Origin of the sequence: Paraburkholderia sp. BL23I1N1 (assembly GCF_003610295.1) — a bacterium.
Lineage (GTDB): Bacteria > Pseudomonadota > Gammaproteobacteria > Burkholderiales > Burkholderiaceae > Paraburkholderia.
This window is the reverse complement of the sequence record NZ_RAPV01000002.1, coordinates 902,504-917,861: the sequence shown is the minus strand read 5'-3', so window position 1 is coordinate 917,861 and position 15,358 is coordinate 902,504. Positions and strand designations below refer to the sequence as shown.

Below are 15,358 nucleotides of genomic sequence, written 5' to 3'. Positions count from 1 at the left end.
GACAGCCTCCCAGCGCGGGATGGCATGCCGTAAGCGGCCATAAAACCACTGCTTCAACCGGGCGAAAATCGGAGCGCTCCCAAACCCACCGACAATTCGACAATCCGTCCCGGATCGATCAAGTCATGAATGTGTAGTTATGCAAATCGAATACGCGAAAACTTTCCCCCCACTGTTTTTTCTGGCTGAAAAGCAAAACAGCGATGAGAGCGCACCCTGCCGCTCCCATCGCATGGAACACAGCCCATGGGACCGGCAGCATCACGCTCCCGGCCACCGTTACCCCATCAAGTGGCATCGCACGCGCGCGCCGCCGTCAGCTTGCTGGCGCGAGCCGCACGCGGAAATACCGGTAGCGCGATCAACGCGCACACGCTGGCTACGGCCCAAACCATCGGCCACGAACCCGCAGACAACAACGGCGGGATTGCGAGCGGTGTCAGGAACAGCATGAGAAAGACGCAAGTGTTGCCGATCGCAAGCGCAGTACCTGCGCGGCTCGTCCCCGCGAGCGTCGCGAGTTCCGTGAAGGCAACGCCGTGCCACGCGGATGCGCTGACGCCGCCCAGCACGATCATCAGCGCGAACACCGCCGTCATCGCCACGTGGGGCATGCCTGCGAGGCCCGTCACCAGGGCGAGCGACGCGAACAACACGGCGGTCAGCGCACTGCAGGCGCGCATGTAAGCGCGCCGATTGCCGCGCCGGTCGGTCCATGCACCGCTCCAGACCCGCGCAATCGCGGCGCCGGTTTGCACCGCCGCCATCGTCACGCTGATTGTCAGCACACCGGCACGGCTGAAATCGTGGAGGAAGACGGTGCCGAACGTCACGACCGCAAGTTGCGGCACGCACAATGCGCCGGCGCCGAGCGCTACGCGCCAGATGCCGATGTCGCGTAATGGCGAAACCTTCACCGGCACGGCACCCGCACTCGCCGCGTTGCGAGCCGTACCCGCACCATTCGCTTCAACATGCGTAGGTTCGTGCAACCAGCACCATGCGAACACCGCGGTAACCGCACACGCAAGGGCCAGCACGGCGTACGCGCTGGCAAAGCCGAATCGCGAGGCAAGCACCGGCAAGATCAGCGCGCCCAAGCCACCCCCGGCCGGCACTGCGGTCTGCCGGATACTCATCGCGAGGCCGCGTTCACCTTCGCGAAACCAGGCCATCACCGCGCGGCCGCTCGACCCGTTGACGCTGCCGCCAAGCAGGCCGACCAGCAACAAGCCGAGTGCGAGCGTCGCCAGACTCGGCACATGCGTGCCGGACGGCACCACGAACAACGCCAACCCGGCCAGCGCCGCGGCAGTCGAAAGAAGTCCGAGCAAGAGCACGCGACGATCGCCCCAACGGTCGGTCAGGAGTCCCCATGGCAATTCGCTCACTGCAATGCCCAAACCCAGCATGCCGAGCGCCAGCCCCAACCCTTCGTTGCCGAGGTGATAGCCCGAGCGCAAAAAAACGGCTGTGGTCGGGATCCCCGAGAAAGCGGCCGAAAAACTCGCGTTCGCCGCAAAGCCGACTCCCAGCACCTTCCACCGATGGCTCGCCGCACGCGCACCCGGCACCCGCATCGCCGCAATCGATTCGTTTCTCATGGCAACCTCTGCAGTGAATGAATTGGCGGTATCCTACGGCTGAGGCAACTATCGGAAAAGCCGGAAATTCAGATGACTTCCATCGGATATACCGAATCATGAGCCAACGCGGATTTGACCTGACACAGCTACGCACCTTCGTCGCCGTCGCCGAATCGGGCAGCGTCTCGGCGGGCGCGGAACGCGTGTTCCTGTCGCAATCGTCGGTGAGCGAGCAGTTGAAGAAACTCGAGGAGCGCGCGGGCCAGCCGCTCTTCGTGCGCAGCAAACAAGGTGTGGCCGCCACGCCGGCCGGCAGCCGTCTGCTCGACCACGCGCGGCGCATCATCGCAATGAGCGAAGCGGCGTTCGAAGACCTGCAAGGCCGCTCGCTCGACGGCGAGCTGCGCATCGCCATCACGGACTACTACCGTCCGCTCGACATCGCGCGCATTCTCAAAACGTTTTCAGAACAGCACCCGCGCCTGAAACTCCACGTCACCGTGTTGCCGAGTGCCGTGATCGACAGCAACGCCGGCGACGATGCATCGTTTGACATCGGCCTCTCATTGCGGCTCGTCACCGGGAACATCAAATCCAGTAGCCGGCGCGCCAACGCGCAAAGCACGGTGGTGCGGCGCGAGAAATTACTGTGGGTCTGCGCGGCCGATGCCAGTCCGAGGCCAGCCACGCCTTATCCGCTGGTATTGCTGCCGTCGAGTTGCCAGTTGCAGCGCTTTGTCGTGAAGTTGCTCGACGAACACAAGGTGCAGTATCTGGTGTCGCATTCGGCCTCCGGGGTGGCCGGGCTGCAATTGGCGTTAAGAGCCGGACTGGGCATTTCCTGCCTGAACGAATCGTCGATTGGCGGTGGCGTGGCGGCCTGTCCGCCGAGCATTGGATTGCCCGCGTTGCCCGCTGTCGAGTTTCATCTGTTGCCGGGGCGAATCGGCGAAAGCGAACGCGTTAGCAATGCACGCACGGCATTGATGCGTCTCTTCAGTTGACGCGCCGCGACTCGTCAATCTCAGCCGAAACATAGTGCAGCACTTCAATCGCATTCGACAATGCAGCCCGCCTTCAAACCAGACGCAGAATAAATATTGAAGGCGCGCTAATCGGCATCTATGCTGATCGAGTATGCCGCCGATTGGTCCCTCAATTTTTATTTACGCATTGGATAAATTCCTGCAATCTGCTTCACATCTACTAAACGCATCAAGGGTTATTACCGCAGCCCGAAAGCCGCCACTCATCGGCGCACTCAGGCAGTTCATTGTTTTATAAAGCAATTGTATTGCCGCACTCATTCAACACGGCGCCTCCTTAATAAATTCGTTTCGATCTGCTGTCCATGCAGTCGTTATATAAGAACAATTAGCAGGCTTGTCATGCATCGTTCATCAAATTCATGAGCGAACGCGTGAGAATTAAAAAATGAAAATAACCGCTCCCCCGACGAGGCCCAATGCTCTCAACTGATATGACTTTCCGTGTCAATCGGGATCGGTTTTCGTTTTCCATCCATAGGTGCGTGAATTTCCTGAGGGCGACGTAGCAGTAAGTCTCGACGGTGGATCACACTTCTATGAAGCGAGGCCCTCGACAAGCTGAGGCCTAAAATTAGCGTGCTGAGGTTTGTTCACAGGAGAACATCATGCGTACCGATCAGGCATATACGGGTAGTGGCGACGTACCGGTGCTGGCAGTGTCGCTGGAACTCGCGGCGGCCAAATGGAAAGTCGCGCTTCACGACGGCCGGCGCGAGAAGCCGGCCGTGCACACGGTCGCACAACCGCAGGCCGCGGCGCGTCTGCAGGCGGTGCTGGACCTGATCGAGGCACACAAGGAGAAGTGGTCATTGCCGGCAGACGTGCGAGTCGTCGTGAGCTATGAGGCAGGGCAGGATGCGTTCTGGATCTGTCGCGCGCTGCAGCGTCGACACATCGAGTGCTATGTTGTCGATCCGGCAAGCATTCCGGTCGAACGCCATCAGCGGCGCGCCAAGACCGACCGGCTCGATGTGATCAAGCTCGTCATCAACCTGCGCGCGTGGCTGCGCGGCGAGCGCGACCGCATGCACGTGGTGCACGTGCCGTCACCGGAGGACGAGGCATCGCGCCAGTTGATGCGCGAGCGCGGGCAACTGCAGAAGGAAGTCCTGCAGCACCGCGACCGGATGCGCAAGCTGCTGGCCACGCTCGGCTGCTGGGATGCGGTCGATCACCGGACCTTCGCCGGCCGGCTCGAGCGCGAGGAGGTGCGCTGCCACGACGGTGCGCCGTTACCGTGCGAGATGCGTGAGCGGTTACTGCGCGAGTGCGAACGGCTGGCACTCGTCGAACAGCAACTTGCGGCGCTGGAGAAGACGCGACAGACAAACGTACCGGCACACGCGCGCCAGCGTTGCGATGCGCTGGCGCGCCTGCAGGGGATTGGCGAAGTAGGCGCTTCACGCCTTGCCCTCGAACTGTTCTGGCGGGACTTCAACAACCGCCGCGAAGTCGGCGCGTGCGTCGGGCTGGTGCCGCAGCCCTACGACAGCGGCGAAAGCCAGGTCGACCAGGGGATCAGCAAACAGGGAAACCGGCGGGTACGCGCGCTGCTGATCGAGATCGCATGGACCTGGCTGCGCTACCAGCCTGGCAGCGCATTAACGAAATGGTTTGGCCAGCGCACACAGGGCACGGGGTCGAACCGACGCGCGCGACGCATCGCCATCGTCGCGGTAGCGCGACGTCTTGCCATTGCGCTGTGGCGTTATCTGAAAGACGGAGTCATTCCCGAAGGCGCGCACCTTAAGTCAACCTAAGTCGCCTTCAGGTTCGCAGCATGGACGTACAGGCTTGGCCAGGCAGAGACGTAGCAAACACGGTTGGAGTGAACATGCCCGTGATCACGCTGGGTTGCAGAAGCAACCGAATATTTTCAGATGGGGCATGTTCCCGGAAATGACTCCGGCGTAACGCGCATGCAGGATGAGGCTGGTGACACGCCAGCGGATAGAAGGTGGTGAGATGCTGGTTATTCTCACGAGCGCAACGGCGACTTCAGTCCAAACACGGAGACATGTTATGAAAATTTCGGCGAAGCAATCTTGACAGAATTTCGCTCATAGAAGTGTGATCCACCGTCGAGACTTACTGCTACGTCGCCCTCAGGAAATTCACGCACCTATGGATGGAAAACGAAAACCAATCCCGATTGACACGGAAAGTCATATCAGTTGAGAGCATTGCCCCGCACAGGGGCAACGCTAATAAACCACTAACAATTCAAGGAAAGGCCAACACCACAGGCATACAAAAAAAGCGCCACACGGGCAAAAAAAACATCAACCCACCCCAACCCCACCCAAATCGCCCGTCGCCGGCGCAACACCAAATCCCCCTCGCCGACCGGCCAAAACCCCGCTCCCACTCCCTGTCTGGAAGACCGCCACCGCCGAAGTCAACCTGCGAGCCTGATCCTCCAGCGAACTAGCCGCCGCAGCAGCCTGCTCAACCAGCGCGGCATTCTGCTGCGTCACCTCATCCATCTGCGCGACAGCCAGGTTCACCTGATCGATCCCGGTACTCTGCTCAATCGCCGCCGCCGCGATCTCACCCATGATCGAACTCACGCGGGAAATCGCCTCGACGATCTCGGTCATCGTCGAACCCGAGCGTTCGACCAGTTGCGAGCCAGCCTCCACCCGCGCCGTCGAAGCATCGATCAATCCCTTGATCTCCTTGGCCGCCGCTGCGCTTCGTTGTGCCAACGACCGTACTTCACTCGCCACCACTGCAAACCCACGCCCCTGCTCGCCCGCACGCGCCGCCTCGACCGCAGCGTTCAGCGCCAGAATATTGGTCTGGAAAGCAATCCCTTCGATCACGCCGACAATGTCGGCAATCCGCCGCGAGTCGTCGACGATGCCATGCATCGTGCCCACCACCTGCTCGGTCAGATCGCCCCCCTGCGCAGCCAGGCTCGACGCACCCTGCGCCAGCGAGCTCGCCTGCTTCGCGTTGTCCGCCGTTTGCTTGACTGTCGAGGTCAGCTCTTCAATACTCGCCGCCGTTTCTTCAAGCGACGCGGCCTGCTCTTCAGTACGTTGCGACAGATCGGTATTGCCCGCCGCAATCTCGCTCACACCCGTATCGATGGACTCCGTGCCGTGACGCACGGCATTCACCGTCTCGATCAGCGAATCCTGCATCTTGCGCAACGCCGCGGCGAGACGACCCATTTCGTTGTTGCTCGTCACGTCGATCCGGCTGGTCAGATCGCCGTTGGCAATCCGCTGAAACTGCGCAATGGTCGCGTCGACCGGACTGACAATCGCCCGGACCATGACCGCCCGCCCAATCAAGGAGCCCAGCAGCGACAACCCCATGCCGACCGCTACCGCAATGCAGATCGCGTAGAAGAGGTCCTGTGCGTCCTGATAGCGCTGGGCGCCATGATCAAGTTGCAATTGCTCGAGTGTAAGCATCGCCTTTTCGTACGCGCTATAGAGCGACGGCAGCTTGTGCGCCTGCAACTGCTCGAACGCGGTCTTATCGCCGGACTTGAGCGCGGCCAGCGCCGGATCGACGCCCTCGCGCAGGAAGGTGTCGCGCTTGTCCTGCATGTCCTTGATCAGGCGCTGTTCGTCGGCATCCGCGCTCGCGCGGCTCACATAGTGGGCAAGGCGATCGTTCGATGCTTTCTGGTACTGATCAAAACGCTTGAGCACCGCGTTCGCGCCGTCCTGATCGTTCAGGTCGACCAACGATGCGTAGGTCGCCAGCGCCAGACGCAGGCGCAGCAACTGTCCGGCGCTGCCTTCGAGGTCGGCGACCGCGGGCGTGTCCACGGTGTACATCTGCTGCAGCGACGCGTTGCTCGAACGCAACGACAACAGGCCGGCGGCCGCGCCGAACAGCAGGACCACGCCGAAAAACGCGATCATCAAAGTCAGGGAGGTTCGAATCGACAGATTTTTCAGCATCGGGCTTGTCTCCATTGGGCTGCCTGACCGGACGTCCAGAACATTAGTCTCGGCCACGCGTGCTGCGCCCAAGCCCGTCGGCCAGGTCCGCAACTTTTGTTCAAAATTTAAGCGAACGCCACATAGATGGTCTACGGCGGGAATACAAAAAACTTTATGGTTGATAGCGCATGCGTTTGCGCTACATCAACATACAAGGGGAAGTCAGCGGTGGCACGCGCAAAGGCATTTGCGGGACTACCCGGGTGGTCGGCGGGCGACGGTTGGTAGAAAGTGACGAGGCGCGGATCTCCGGAGCATTTCTATGTCAGAAATAAGCTCGGCTCTGCTGGTTTTCGCTTTATTGCTTGTCGGAACCGGCTTGGGCGTGTGGGTGCGGCCCTTGCTGCCCGAGGAGCATAAGGCGCACGAAACCGTGCAACTCATCCAGCTGGTTATCGGCATGCTGGTGACGTTTGCCGCTTTGGTGCTCGGGTTGATGACGGCGTCCGCGAAATCCAGTTTCGACACCGCATCGAATGATTTGCGCACCTTCGCGGCCGACCTGATCGAATTCGACACGACCTTGCGGGAATACGGCGGCAGTACTGATGAGGCCCGGAACCTGCTTCGCGTGTACACCGCGGCGGCGATTGCATCGACATGGCCCAACGAACCGGCTCCGGCCGGTGACTATCCGCGGGACATCGGATCACAGGACAACTCGCAGAAGCTGGAAAACGTGCGGCTCGGCGATATGTTGACCGCGGTGGGGCGGCAGTTGCGGCAATTGCAGGCGCGTGAGCCACTGCAACAGCGCACGCTCGACGATGCATTGACGCAATATCGGCGAACCGTGGATGCTCGATGGAAGATCATCGAGGAAGCGCACAGCTCAATTTCTCTGCCATTTCTGATGACACTGACGTTCTGGTTATGCGTGATCTTTCTCAGCTTCGGATTGATCGCGCCACGCAATGCGTTGGCGTTGGTCACGATCTCGCTTGGCGCAGTATCGATTGCTTCTGCCATCTACGTGATCGTTGATCTGGATACGCCGTTCACCGGGCCGATTGTCATTTCCAGTTTGCCGATGAGAGATGCGCTGGAGCACCTCAGGCGGTGAAAGCTTGTCACCGCTGATAGCCGCGGCGCGCGTACTCAAGACTCTGCATATGTCCACCAACGGTGGGTGACAAAAGAAAGCGGCGTGACTGCGCAAATGACCATCGCAATCCCTATCCACGGCTCGGCCCCAGCAATCTGCGCGAGGTACGACACCAGTCCGGTCAAAGCCGCGCCGCCAAGCGAAACAGTGATGAATCGCCAAACGTTCCGCACAGGGACCGTTAAAAAAAGCGTGGGATTCCGCTTCTGCCGCCCGCTGCAGGAACTCGAGAAAGCGGAGCACCTCCTCCGGTACTTTGTCGATGCGCGCTCGATAGGCTGCAAGCCTGGCTGCCAGATCACCATTGATCACCGCGCATCGCACCTGGGCAAGCAGATGGGCGCCACGCGGCGTTCAGCGCATGTCCTGGCGCTTGCATATGCGTGCATTTACCACCTGGTTCACCGCCGATTCCGCCATAGCCGTCGAAATCGGCTTGTGCTCACGATAGTGCTTCCCGTAGACGATCGTCGAGCCGTGGTTGCTTTCCAGGTAAGCAAACAACTCGTCGAGGCGATAGGCGAGTTGTTCGAGGCTCCGCGCGAATCGCTGCGTCTGCGGCACAACGACGCGACAGAGCAGCGAGATCTGTCGCATTCGCTGCTCCGCTTTTGCAGCGTTCGCATGCCAGAAGCACCAGCGTAATTTATTGACGTAAGTTTGCTGCGCTCTCTTCATGTACGGCTCGGTCTCGGACCGTGGCAGCAGACCCCTGACGATCTGCTCGAGATACCGTACCCGTATCGACTTTGCGTGGTCGGTAGTCCTTTAGCGCCGTCCACCGATGACATCGTCGACAGATGCGCCGTAAGGCGCAGATCTCGTCGGCCTGGGCCGGGATCACCGCCTGTTGCAAGTTATGCAGCAGTAGCTTCCCTCAAAACAAACCCGGAATTACACGGTAACGCACCTTGCCCTTGTAGATCCGATAGCCCTCATCGGCGGAGAGAAGCTTTTCCTCGCGCATGATCCGGTAGCCCTGCAGCAAAAACAAAGCGCCATAGACCAGCAGGTTCTGAAGCCCAAAATTAGCCAGCAGGAAACCGATATCGGCAATGCAGTAGCCGAGATAAATCGGGTGCCGCATGAACCGGTACGCACCGGACGAGACAATTCCGCGATTGGCCGGCAGCAGTCCGAACGAGCGGCGCAACGACAACTTGGCGAAAATCTGCCAGCCGAGGCCGGCCACCTGCAGCGTCGTCCCGACCGCCTCCGGCACCAGATGAATGCCGGGCGCAAGCCACACGGCGAGGAAATAGTAGGTTGCCGCGACCGTGCAGACGAAGGTCGTCGGCGTCCAGTCGCGCTTTTGCGGCGAACGCGATACGAGCGATACCCCCACCGCCGTCAGCTCCGAGATCACCATCAACATCAGCGTGATGCGCTCAGGCGCGGCGAGCCATTGCCGCATCGCAGCGTAAGCGAACACGCTCATCAGCAGCACCGTCATCGCGCGCGCGACCACGTTGACGAGGAGCGTGCCCCAGTCGATCGCCAACGCTTCAGTCATGGGTTTGGCTGGTGTCATGGTGTTCTCCGCCAGGAGCATCGTCGTGTTCGTTCTGTGGACCGTTGATCCGGTTCTCGCCTACTTCGCAATTCGTAGTATTTCCGAAGCGAGCCTGGAAAAACACGGCGTCATGTCGGCCGGCGTCAACGCGCTGCAATACACCCCGACCGGCTGCTTCGGGTTGTAGCAACGCGGCAGCGAGTTCGCCGTATTGGCCATGCACATCAGCACGTTCTGGCCGATTTCTCCGTTCGCGCCTTCGGGCGTCAGGAGTTCCGAGCCGCGGCCGATTGCGTAGACATAGGTGCCCTCGCTGCGGGCCAGGTTGGCCATCGCTTCGGCAATGTTGCGTCCAGCGTTGTTCACGTTGGCATAGTTCACCGTGCTGGTAACGACACGCGGCGTGTTGGTGATCACCGGTATCGTCTGATTGTTGAGCCACGACGTGTTGTGCGCGTTGTACCAGGTTGGCAACTGCGTGATCAGCTTCGACGCATTGTTGTTGTAACAGGGCGAGCTGAGCTGCTGGCTCTGCACGTTGTCAGCGTAGAGCGCGGCCGGCGTGCTCGGCGTGTCGCCGCTAATAATGGTGCCGGCCACAGAATTGCAGTTCTGGTTCTTGGTCGGGAAAATCGAGGCGAAGCTGTTGGGCGCACCGTCCGAGAAGAACACGATGACTCGCAGGCTCGACGGTTGGGTAATCACGGTGTTCAGCTGGTTGAGGGCATTCCAGTAGGCTTCCTCCGAATTGGTGCTGCCGGCAAAGTTGAACGCATTGATGCTTTTGGTCATCGCCGCCATATCGAAGCCGCGGGCGTTACCGTTGAATGGCTGGTCGACGACCGTACCGTAGGCGAAGTGGATCAGCGAAACCCGGTCGGTGAGCGGGTCGAATTGCTGCAGGAACGTGATTGCCGCCGAACGCACCGCCGGTGGCACGGCTGGGTCGGTGGCCATCGAGCCAGTGGTGTCGATGATGAGCACCAGGTCGAGATCTTTTCTGACGGTCTCGGAAGCGCTCGCCACGTTCAGCAGGTTGAAGCCGAACAGGTGCATGAAGCCGACCGGCATGCTTGCCTGCGCCGACGTGTCGATCGTAATCGTGCCCTGGTTGAAGACCACCGAGGGCGCATTCAGCGTTGCCGTCGTGCCGAGGTAGCCCGCCGGATAGTTGGCGGCGAAGAAGCTGTTGGCAGCCGCTATGGCATTGGCCGCCTGCGCCGCCTGGGTGCTGCCGGTGGTGACGGCCTCGCCCGCGGCGATCGCGGCCGCATCGGCGGCGGCGTCGAGCTTGGCCTTGACCATATAGCCCAGCCCCGAATCGACGGCGATCCCCACCACGCCGATCAGGAGCACGATGGAAGCAGCGACGATGATGCTGACGGCGCCGCGCTGCTTATGTCTTCTGTTAAGTCTGCTGGATCTGCGCCCAGCATAGCCAGTTGTTTTCATGATGCCCCCGCAGGCCGGTCAAAACACGTTCATCGAATACAGATTGGGATTGAGCACCGTGGTCGACGCGCCGAACCCAAAGTTCGCTGCGCCAAACAGGTACTGCATCTTGTAGAAGCTTTCGACCACATAGACGATCTGGCCCGCCGCCAGCTGCCCTGTCAACGCATTGGCGGTCGGTGCGGCGAGACCCGCGCCAATTCCACCGCAGTTGCCGTCGCTGCCCCAGTTGCCCGAACTGCAGTTCCACACGGCGCTCGAGGGCGTATAAGCGCCCTGCTGCCCGTTGGGTTGCCATTCGTATTGCGCGAGCACGATGTTGCGGATCGTGCAGTTGGTGCCCTGCGCGTTGCAGTTTTCGCTGTTGCCCATGACCTCGGTGATGTAGATCATGCCGCGATTGGCCATGTCGAGCGGCGGCGTGGTCGACGCCAGATCATTCATGATGGTTTCCATCGGGTAAGTCAGCGAGGCTCGCAACGCGAGGTTGGCGCCCTCCCGGCTCACGTTCACGAGAATCATGTTGGCCTGAATGTTGCGCGCGAGGTCGTAGGTCGGCACGGCGAGCAGCAAGAGCATTGGCAGCAGCACGGCGAACTCGATTGATGCGATGCCCGCCATCGTGCGCCGTGTTTCGAGGTGGCTCATGTGAGGAACGGTTTTCATCAGTAGCCCTCGTTACGCATGGTCGCCGCGACGGTGAACGAGTACTGCCCACCGGTGAAGAACGGCTTGATCAACGGGGTAAGAAGCGGCCACGCACAATTGAGCTGCAGCACGATCAGATCGCCGGGACCGCCGAACATGTTCGCACCATACGTCGCGGGTACGCCGTTGACCGTCACCGAGATGGCTGGGTTGACGAGGGTATAGAGTCCCATCGAGGCATCCTCGATGTCCTGGATCACGGCCAGATAGCGTTGCTGGCTGGCGGCATTCGGATCGAGGTTGCTCTGCCCGGTGACCGCATAACGTGCGCCTTCATGCACGGCGTACTGCATCGTCAGATTGACCCAGAACATCAGCCCGAGGTCGATGATCATGCAGACCACAAAGAACAGCAGCGGCGCGACGATCGCGAACTCCACCACGGTCGAGCCGTTCTGCCCCTTGCGCGAGCGCCTGACGATCCTGCGTTTTGACCCACTCATCTTGTTCTCCCCCGCTCCGGCCTGTCGTTTCGTCTTGCTGTGTCGCGCTGAGTCATCCCCCGATTCCGCTGACCGTCGGCAACATCACGCGATAGATCTGGATCACAGCCGGTCCGAGCAGCACGATCAGAAGCGCCGGGAAAATGAAGAACATCAACGGAAACAGCAGCTTCAACGCGACTTTCGCGGCACGCTCCTCGGCAAGGTGGCGCCGCCTCGTGCGCAGCATGTCCGTCTGCACACGCAACGCGGCGCCCACACTGGTGCCGAAACGCTCAGCCTGGACCAGCATCGCCACCAGCGTCTCCACATCGGCCACGCCGGTGCGCATCGCCAGATTGCGCAAGGCCTTGTCGCGGCTCGATCCGGCGCGCAACTCGAGCAGCACGAGTGAGAGCTCGTCGCTCAACACCTGGCTCTTCACGTGAATCTCGTCGGCCACACGCAGCATCGCCGCGTCGACACCGAGGCCAGCCTCCACACACACGGTCATCAGGTCGAGCGCATCGGGCAGGCTTTCGAAAATGTCCTGCTGCCGACGGTCGATCTGGCGCGCCAACACGACGTTCGGCAGGTAGTAGCCCAGCGTCGCCAGCAACATCAGCAGCACAGCGACCAGCGCGAGGCTGTGCGGCACGTTACTCGGCAAGCTCCCCAGCATGAGCAGCGCGACCAGCGGCATACCGAGCGCAAATACCGTCTTCGCAGCGAAATAGATCGCCGGAGCCGCGGCGCCACGCCAGCCGGCGTTCATGAAACGCGTGCGTAGTGCGGACTTGTCCCAGCCCTCTGTGGGCAACGATAGCTTGGCCACATGCGCGGACGCCTTGGCGATCGTCTCCAGCCATTGCGGGCGGCCCTCCGCCACCGTGCTCCCGACGCTCTCACTTTGGCCGATGCCGCCGGGCGCGATTGCCTCGAGGCGCCGCTGCAAGACGTTGGGCCGTGTGATCAGCATGACGCCCAGCGCCGCGCCGAAGACGATGATGAAGGTCGCGCCCAGCAACACGATTTGCATGGTGTTCATGATTTCCTCGCGAATTTGCCACTCATTGCCGCTACCTGCAGCGGCCACTCAGACGTGGATCCGGATGACTTTGCGCATCCAGACAATGCCCAACAACATGCTGACCAGCGAGACGCCGATCACCTTCAAGCCCGCGGGATCGTTGATCAGCCCCATAAAGAAGTCCGGATTGATCAGCATGATCACCCCGGCGAGAGCGAACGGCAGCACGCCGAGAATCCATGCCGAGAGACGCCCTTCAGCCGACAGCACCTTGACCTTGCTCAGCAGCTTCAGCCGCTCGCGGATGATCTGGCTGATGTTGTCGAGGATTTCGGATAGGTTGCCGCCCGCCTCGCGCTGGATCAGCACCGCAATCACAAAGTAGCGCAGGTCCATGACCGGTACGCGCGCCACCATGTTCTTCAGTGCGTCGTTCATCGACACGCCGTAGCTGATCTCATCGAAGGTGGTCTGAAACTCGCCGCCAAGCGGCTTGGCGAGTTCTTCGCCCACCATGCCGAGTGAACTCGGGAACGAGTGCCCGGCGCGCAGCGCGCGGCTGATCAGGTCCGCTGCCTCGGGCAACTGCCGCTCGAGCACCGCGATACGTTTCGAACGGCTGCGATGCACATGCCCGAGCGGCAGCAGCGCGAACACTGCCGCGAGCGCAAGCGAAGGCAGCAGCGGCACGCCGAGGCACAGCGCGACCGCCGCGGCCACACATGGCAACACGAGCGTATAGGTGAGAAACCGCCCCACCGACCAGTCGCGCCCCGACTGCAGCAGCAACCGGTCCAGCATGTGGATGCGCGGAATCGCGAGCAGCAGCTTCGTTAGCGAAGGCGAATCGCTCAGCAGCCGTGCTTTCAGAATCGACAACTGTGCGGTGCCAATTTCGCCGCCCACCGACATCGCGCGAATGCGCTGATCGAGCCGCTTGACCACCGGCCCATGATGACTGTTCCACCACAGGTAGCCCGCTTCGATCACGAGCACCACGGCGAAAAACAGCAACACGGCAAACCCAAGAAACAATCTGTTCATGACGCGCTCCCCAATACCGGATCAGACTTCATAGCGCTTCTGCGGATCGTAGATATGGTCCGGCACGTTCACTCCGAAGGCCTGCAGCCGCTCGGTGAATTGCGGCCGCACGCCGGTCGCGCAGAAGTAGCCATTCACGTGCCCTTCACTATCCACGCCGGTGCGCTTGAAGGTGAAGATCTCCTGCATGTTGATCATGTCGCCTTCCATGCCGGTGATTTCCTGAATGCTCATCAACTTGCGGCGGCCATCGGTGAGACGCGAGGCCTGCACGATCACCGTGATCGCCGAGGCGACCTGCTGGCGCATCGCCTTGGGCGGTAACGCGAGACCCGCCATGCTGACCATGTTTTCGAGCCGGGTCAGCGCATCGCGCGCGGTGTTGGCGTGGATTGTGGCCATCGAGCCTTCGTGGCCGGTGTTCATCGCATGCAGCATATCGAGGGCTTCGGCGCCGCGCACTTCGCCGAGGATGATGCGGTCCGGGCGCATCCGCAGCGCGTTCTTGACAAGCGAGCGCTGGCTGATCTCGCCCTTGCCTTCGATGTTCGGTGGCCGCGTTTCGAGGCGCAGCACGTGCTCCTGACGCAGTTGCAGTTCGGCCGCGTCTTCGATCGTCACGATCCGTTCGTCCGCCGGGATGAAGCCCGACAGCAGATTCAGCATCGTGGTTTTGCCGCTGCCGGTGCCGCCTGAAATCAGCACGTTGATCTTCGCCTTGATCAGCGCTTCGAGCAGTTGCACCATCGGCGAGGTGAAGGTCTGGTATTCGATCAGGTCCGCCACTTTCAGCGGATTCACCGCGAAACGCCGGATCGACAGCAGCGGGCCGTCAATTGCCGAAGGCGGGATGATCGCGTTCACGCGTGAGCCGTCGGCGAGCCGCGCATCGACCATCGGCACCGATTCGTCGATGCGCCGACCCACCCGTGAGACGATTTTTTCGATCACCTTCATCAGGTGTGCGTTGTCGTAGAACTCCACGTCGGTGGCCTCGAGCTTGCCGCGCCGCTCGACATAGACGTGATGGGCGGTGTTCACGAGGATGTCCGAGATGGTCGGGTCCTTGAGCAGCGGTTCGAGCGGGCCGAGCCCGAGCATCTCGTCCTGCACGTCCTGCACCAGTTGGCGGCGCTCGACGTCGTTCATCAGGATGTTGCCTTCCTCGATCAGCCTGCCGACCAGTTGCGCGAGCTCACGGTGGACCTGCTCGGGCGACAGATGCTGCAGCTTGTCCAGCTCGACGCGCTCGATGATCGCTTCATGGATCTCCATCTTGAGCTGCTGGTAAGCGCGCCGCGCCAGCCCGCTGTTCGAGGCCGAGTCTGCGGCGCCATTCGCCGGGCGCGTGGCGGTCGGCTCCGCTGCGACGGCCACATCCGCCGCAGCGAGGCTCGGTGCAATCAGCGCCTCGGCTGCCTGCTTGAAAAGGTGTTCGCGCAGTGACATGGTGGTGCTCCGGTTTGGATCTCAGGGTGGCGCGT

At 61.2% G+C, this 15,358-nt stretch carries 12 protein-coding genes and 1 pseudogene; 3 read left to right on the top strand and 10 right to left on the bottom strand.

The genetic code is table 11. From position 1 onward, the window contains the following. Window positions 1-287: 287 nt before the first annotated feature. Complete coding sequence (locus B0G76_RS36810) at window positions 288-1,604, bottom strand: MFS transporter (protein WP_120297625.1); 1,317 nt, start codon at window positions 1,602-1,604, stop codon at window positions 288-290. 98 nt (window positions 1,605-1,702) lie between these two features. Between B0G76_RS36810 and B0G76_RS36805 the strand changes: the two genes are divergently transcribed. Both B0G76_RS36805 and B0G76_RS36800 read left to right on the top strand, forming a co-directional pair. Then, window positions 1,703-2,590, top strand: coding sequence for a LysR family transcriptional regulator (locus tag B0G76_RS36805; protein WP_120297624.1), 888 nt, complete (start codon window positions 1,703-1,705; stop codon window positions 2,588-2,590). A 650-nt stretch (window positions 2,591-3,240) separates the two neighbouring features. Then, window positions 3,241-4,395, top strand: coding sequence for an IS110 family transposase (locus B0G76_RS36800; RefSeq protein ID WP_120297623.1), 1,155 nt, complete (start codon window positions 3,241-3,243; stop codon window positions 4,393-4,395). A 522-nt stretch (window positions 4,396-4,917) separates the two neighbouring features. Here B0G76_RS36800 and B0G76_RS36795 read toward each other — a convergent pair. Then, window positions 4,918-6,558 carry a methyl-accepting chemotaxis protein gene (locus B0G76_RS36795; RefSeq protein WP_120297622.1) on the bottom strand — a complete coding sequence of 547 codons (1,641 nt, stop codon included), beginning with the start codon at window positions 6,556-6,558 and terminating at the stop codon, window positions 4,918-4,920. Between the two features lie 304 nt (window positions 6,559-6,862). Here B0G76_RS36795 and B0G76_RS36790 point away from each other — a divergent pair, with 304 nt between their 5' ends. Next, window positions 6,863-7,663, top strand: coding sequence for a DUF4239 domain-containing protein (locus B0G76_RS36790; RefSeq protein ID WP_120297621.1), 801 nt, complete (start codon window positions 6,863-6,865; stop codon window positions 7,661-7,663). A gap of 324 nt (window positions 7,664-7,987) precedes the next feature. Here the strand turns inward: B0G76_RS36790 and B0G76_RS44400 are convergent. The 8 genes and pseudogenes from B0G76_RS44400 to B0G76_RS36745 all read right to left on the bottom strand — a co-directional run. Then, a pseudogene (locus tag B0G76_RS44400) lies at window positions 7,988-8,452 on the bottom strand (ISKra4 family transposase); the annotation flags it as partial. A gap of 130 nt (window positions 8,453-8,582) precedes the next feature. Then, the gene (locus B0G76_RS36775) at window positions 8,583-9,236 is read right to left on the bottom strand and encodes an isoprenylcysteine carboxylmethyltransferase family protein (RefSeq protein ID WP_120298070.1); all 654 of its coding nucleotides are present in this window, start codon (window positions 9,234-9,236) and stop codon (window positions 8,583-8,585) included. 60 nt (window positions 9,237-9,296) lie between these two features. After that, on the bottom strand, window positions 9,297-10,670 hold the full coding sequence (locus B0G76_RS36770; RefSeq protein ID WP_120297618.1) for a vWA domain-containing protein: 1,374 nt from the start codon (window positions 10,668-10,670) through the stop codon (window positions 9,297-9,299). 18 nt (window positions 10,671-10,688) lie between these two features. Then, a complete protein-coding gene (locus tag B0G76_RS36765; RefSeq protein WP_120297617.1) occupies window positions 10,689-11,336 on the bottom strand; it encodes a TadE/TadG family type IV pilus assembly protein in 648 nt (215 codons plus the stop codon). Next, on the bottom strand, window positions 11,336-11,821 hold the full coding sequence (locus B0G76_RS36760; protein WP_120297616.1) for a TadE/TadG family type IV pilus assembly protein: 486 nt from the start codon (window positions 11,819-11,821) through the stop codon (window positions 11,336-11,338). Before B0G76_RS36760 ends, B0G76_RS36765 begins: the two co-directional genes overlap by 1 nt. A gap of 52 nt (window positions 11,822-11,873) precedes the next feature. Next, entirely contained in the window at window positions 11,874-12,848 is a 975-nt protein-coding gene (locus B0G76_RS36755) for a type II secretion system F family protein (RefSeq protein WP_120298069.1), read from the bottom strand. Between the two features lie 48 nt (window positions 12,849-12,896). Further along, window positions 12,897-13,874 (bottom strand): type II secretion system F family protein, encoded by a 978-nt coding sequence (locus B0G76_RS36750; RefSeq protein ID WP_120297615.1) that lies wholly within the window; start codon window positions 13,872-13,874, stop codon window positions 12,897-12,899. Window positions 13,875-13,895: 21 nt separating this feature from the next. Continuing rightward, on the bottom strand, window positions 13,896-15,323 hold the full coding sequence (locus B0G76_RS36745) for a CpaF family protein (protein WP_120297614.1): 1,428 nt from the start codon (window positions 15,321-15,323) through the stop codon (window positions 13,896-13,898). Between the last annotated feature and the right edge of the window lie 35 nt (window positions 15,324-15,358).

Coding starts and splice junctions, on each gene's coding strand:
- B0G76_RS36745 (WP_120297614.1), bottom strand. CDS start 15,323: ATGTCACTGCGCGAACACCTTTTCAAGCAGGCAGCCGAGGCGCTGATT.
- B0G76_RS36790 (WP_120297621.1), top strand. CDS start 6,863: ATGTCAGAAATAAGCTCGGCTCTGCTGGTTTTCGCTTTATTGCTTGTC.
- B0G76_RS36795 (WP_120297622.1), bottom strand. CDS start 6,558: ATGCTGAAAAATCTGTCGATTCGAACCTCCCTGACTTTGATGATCGCG.
- B0G76_RS36755 (WP_120298069.1), bottom strand. CDS start 12,848: ATGAACACCATGCAAATCGTGTTGCTGGGCGCGACCTTCATCATCGTC.
- B0G76_RS36770 (WP_120297618.1), bottom strand. CDS start 10,670: ATGAAAACAACTGGCTATGCTGGGCGCAGATCCAGCAGACTTAACAGA.
- B0G76_RS36765 (WP_120297617.1), bottom strand. CDS start 11,336: ATGAAAACCGTTCCTCACATGAGCCACCTCGAAACACGGCGCACGATG.
- B0G76_RS36750 (WP_120297615.1), bottom strand. CDS start 13,874: ATGAACAGATTGTTTCTTGGGTTTGCCGTGTTGCTGTTTTTCGCCGTG.
- B0G76_RS36805 (WP_120297624.1), top strand. CDS start 1,703: ATGAGCCAACGCGGATTTGACCTGACACAGCTACGCACCTTCGTCGCC.
- B0G76_RS36800 (WP_120297623.1), top strand. CDS start 3,241: ATGCGTACCGATCAGGCATATACGGGTAGTGGCGACGTACCGGTGCTG.
- B0G76_RS36775 (WP_120298070.1), bottom strand. CDS start 9,236: ATGACACCAGCCAAACCCATGACTGAAGCGTTGGCGATCGACTGGGGC.
- B0G76_RS36810 (WP_120297625.1), bottom strand. CDS start 1,604: ATGAGAAACGAATCGATTGCGGCGATGCGGGTGCCGGGTGCGCGTGCG.
- B0G76_RS36760 (WP_120297616.1), bottom strand. CDS start 11,821: ATGAGTGGGTCAAAACGCAGGATCGTCAGGCGCTCGCGCAAGGGGCAG.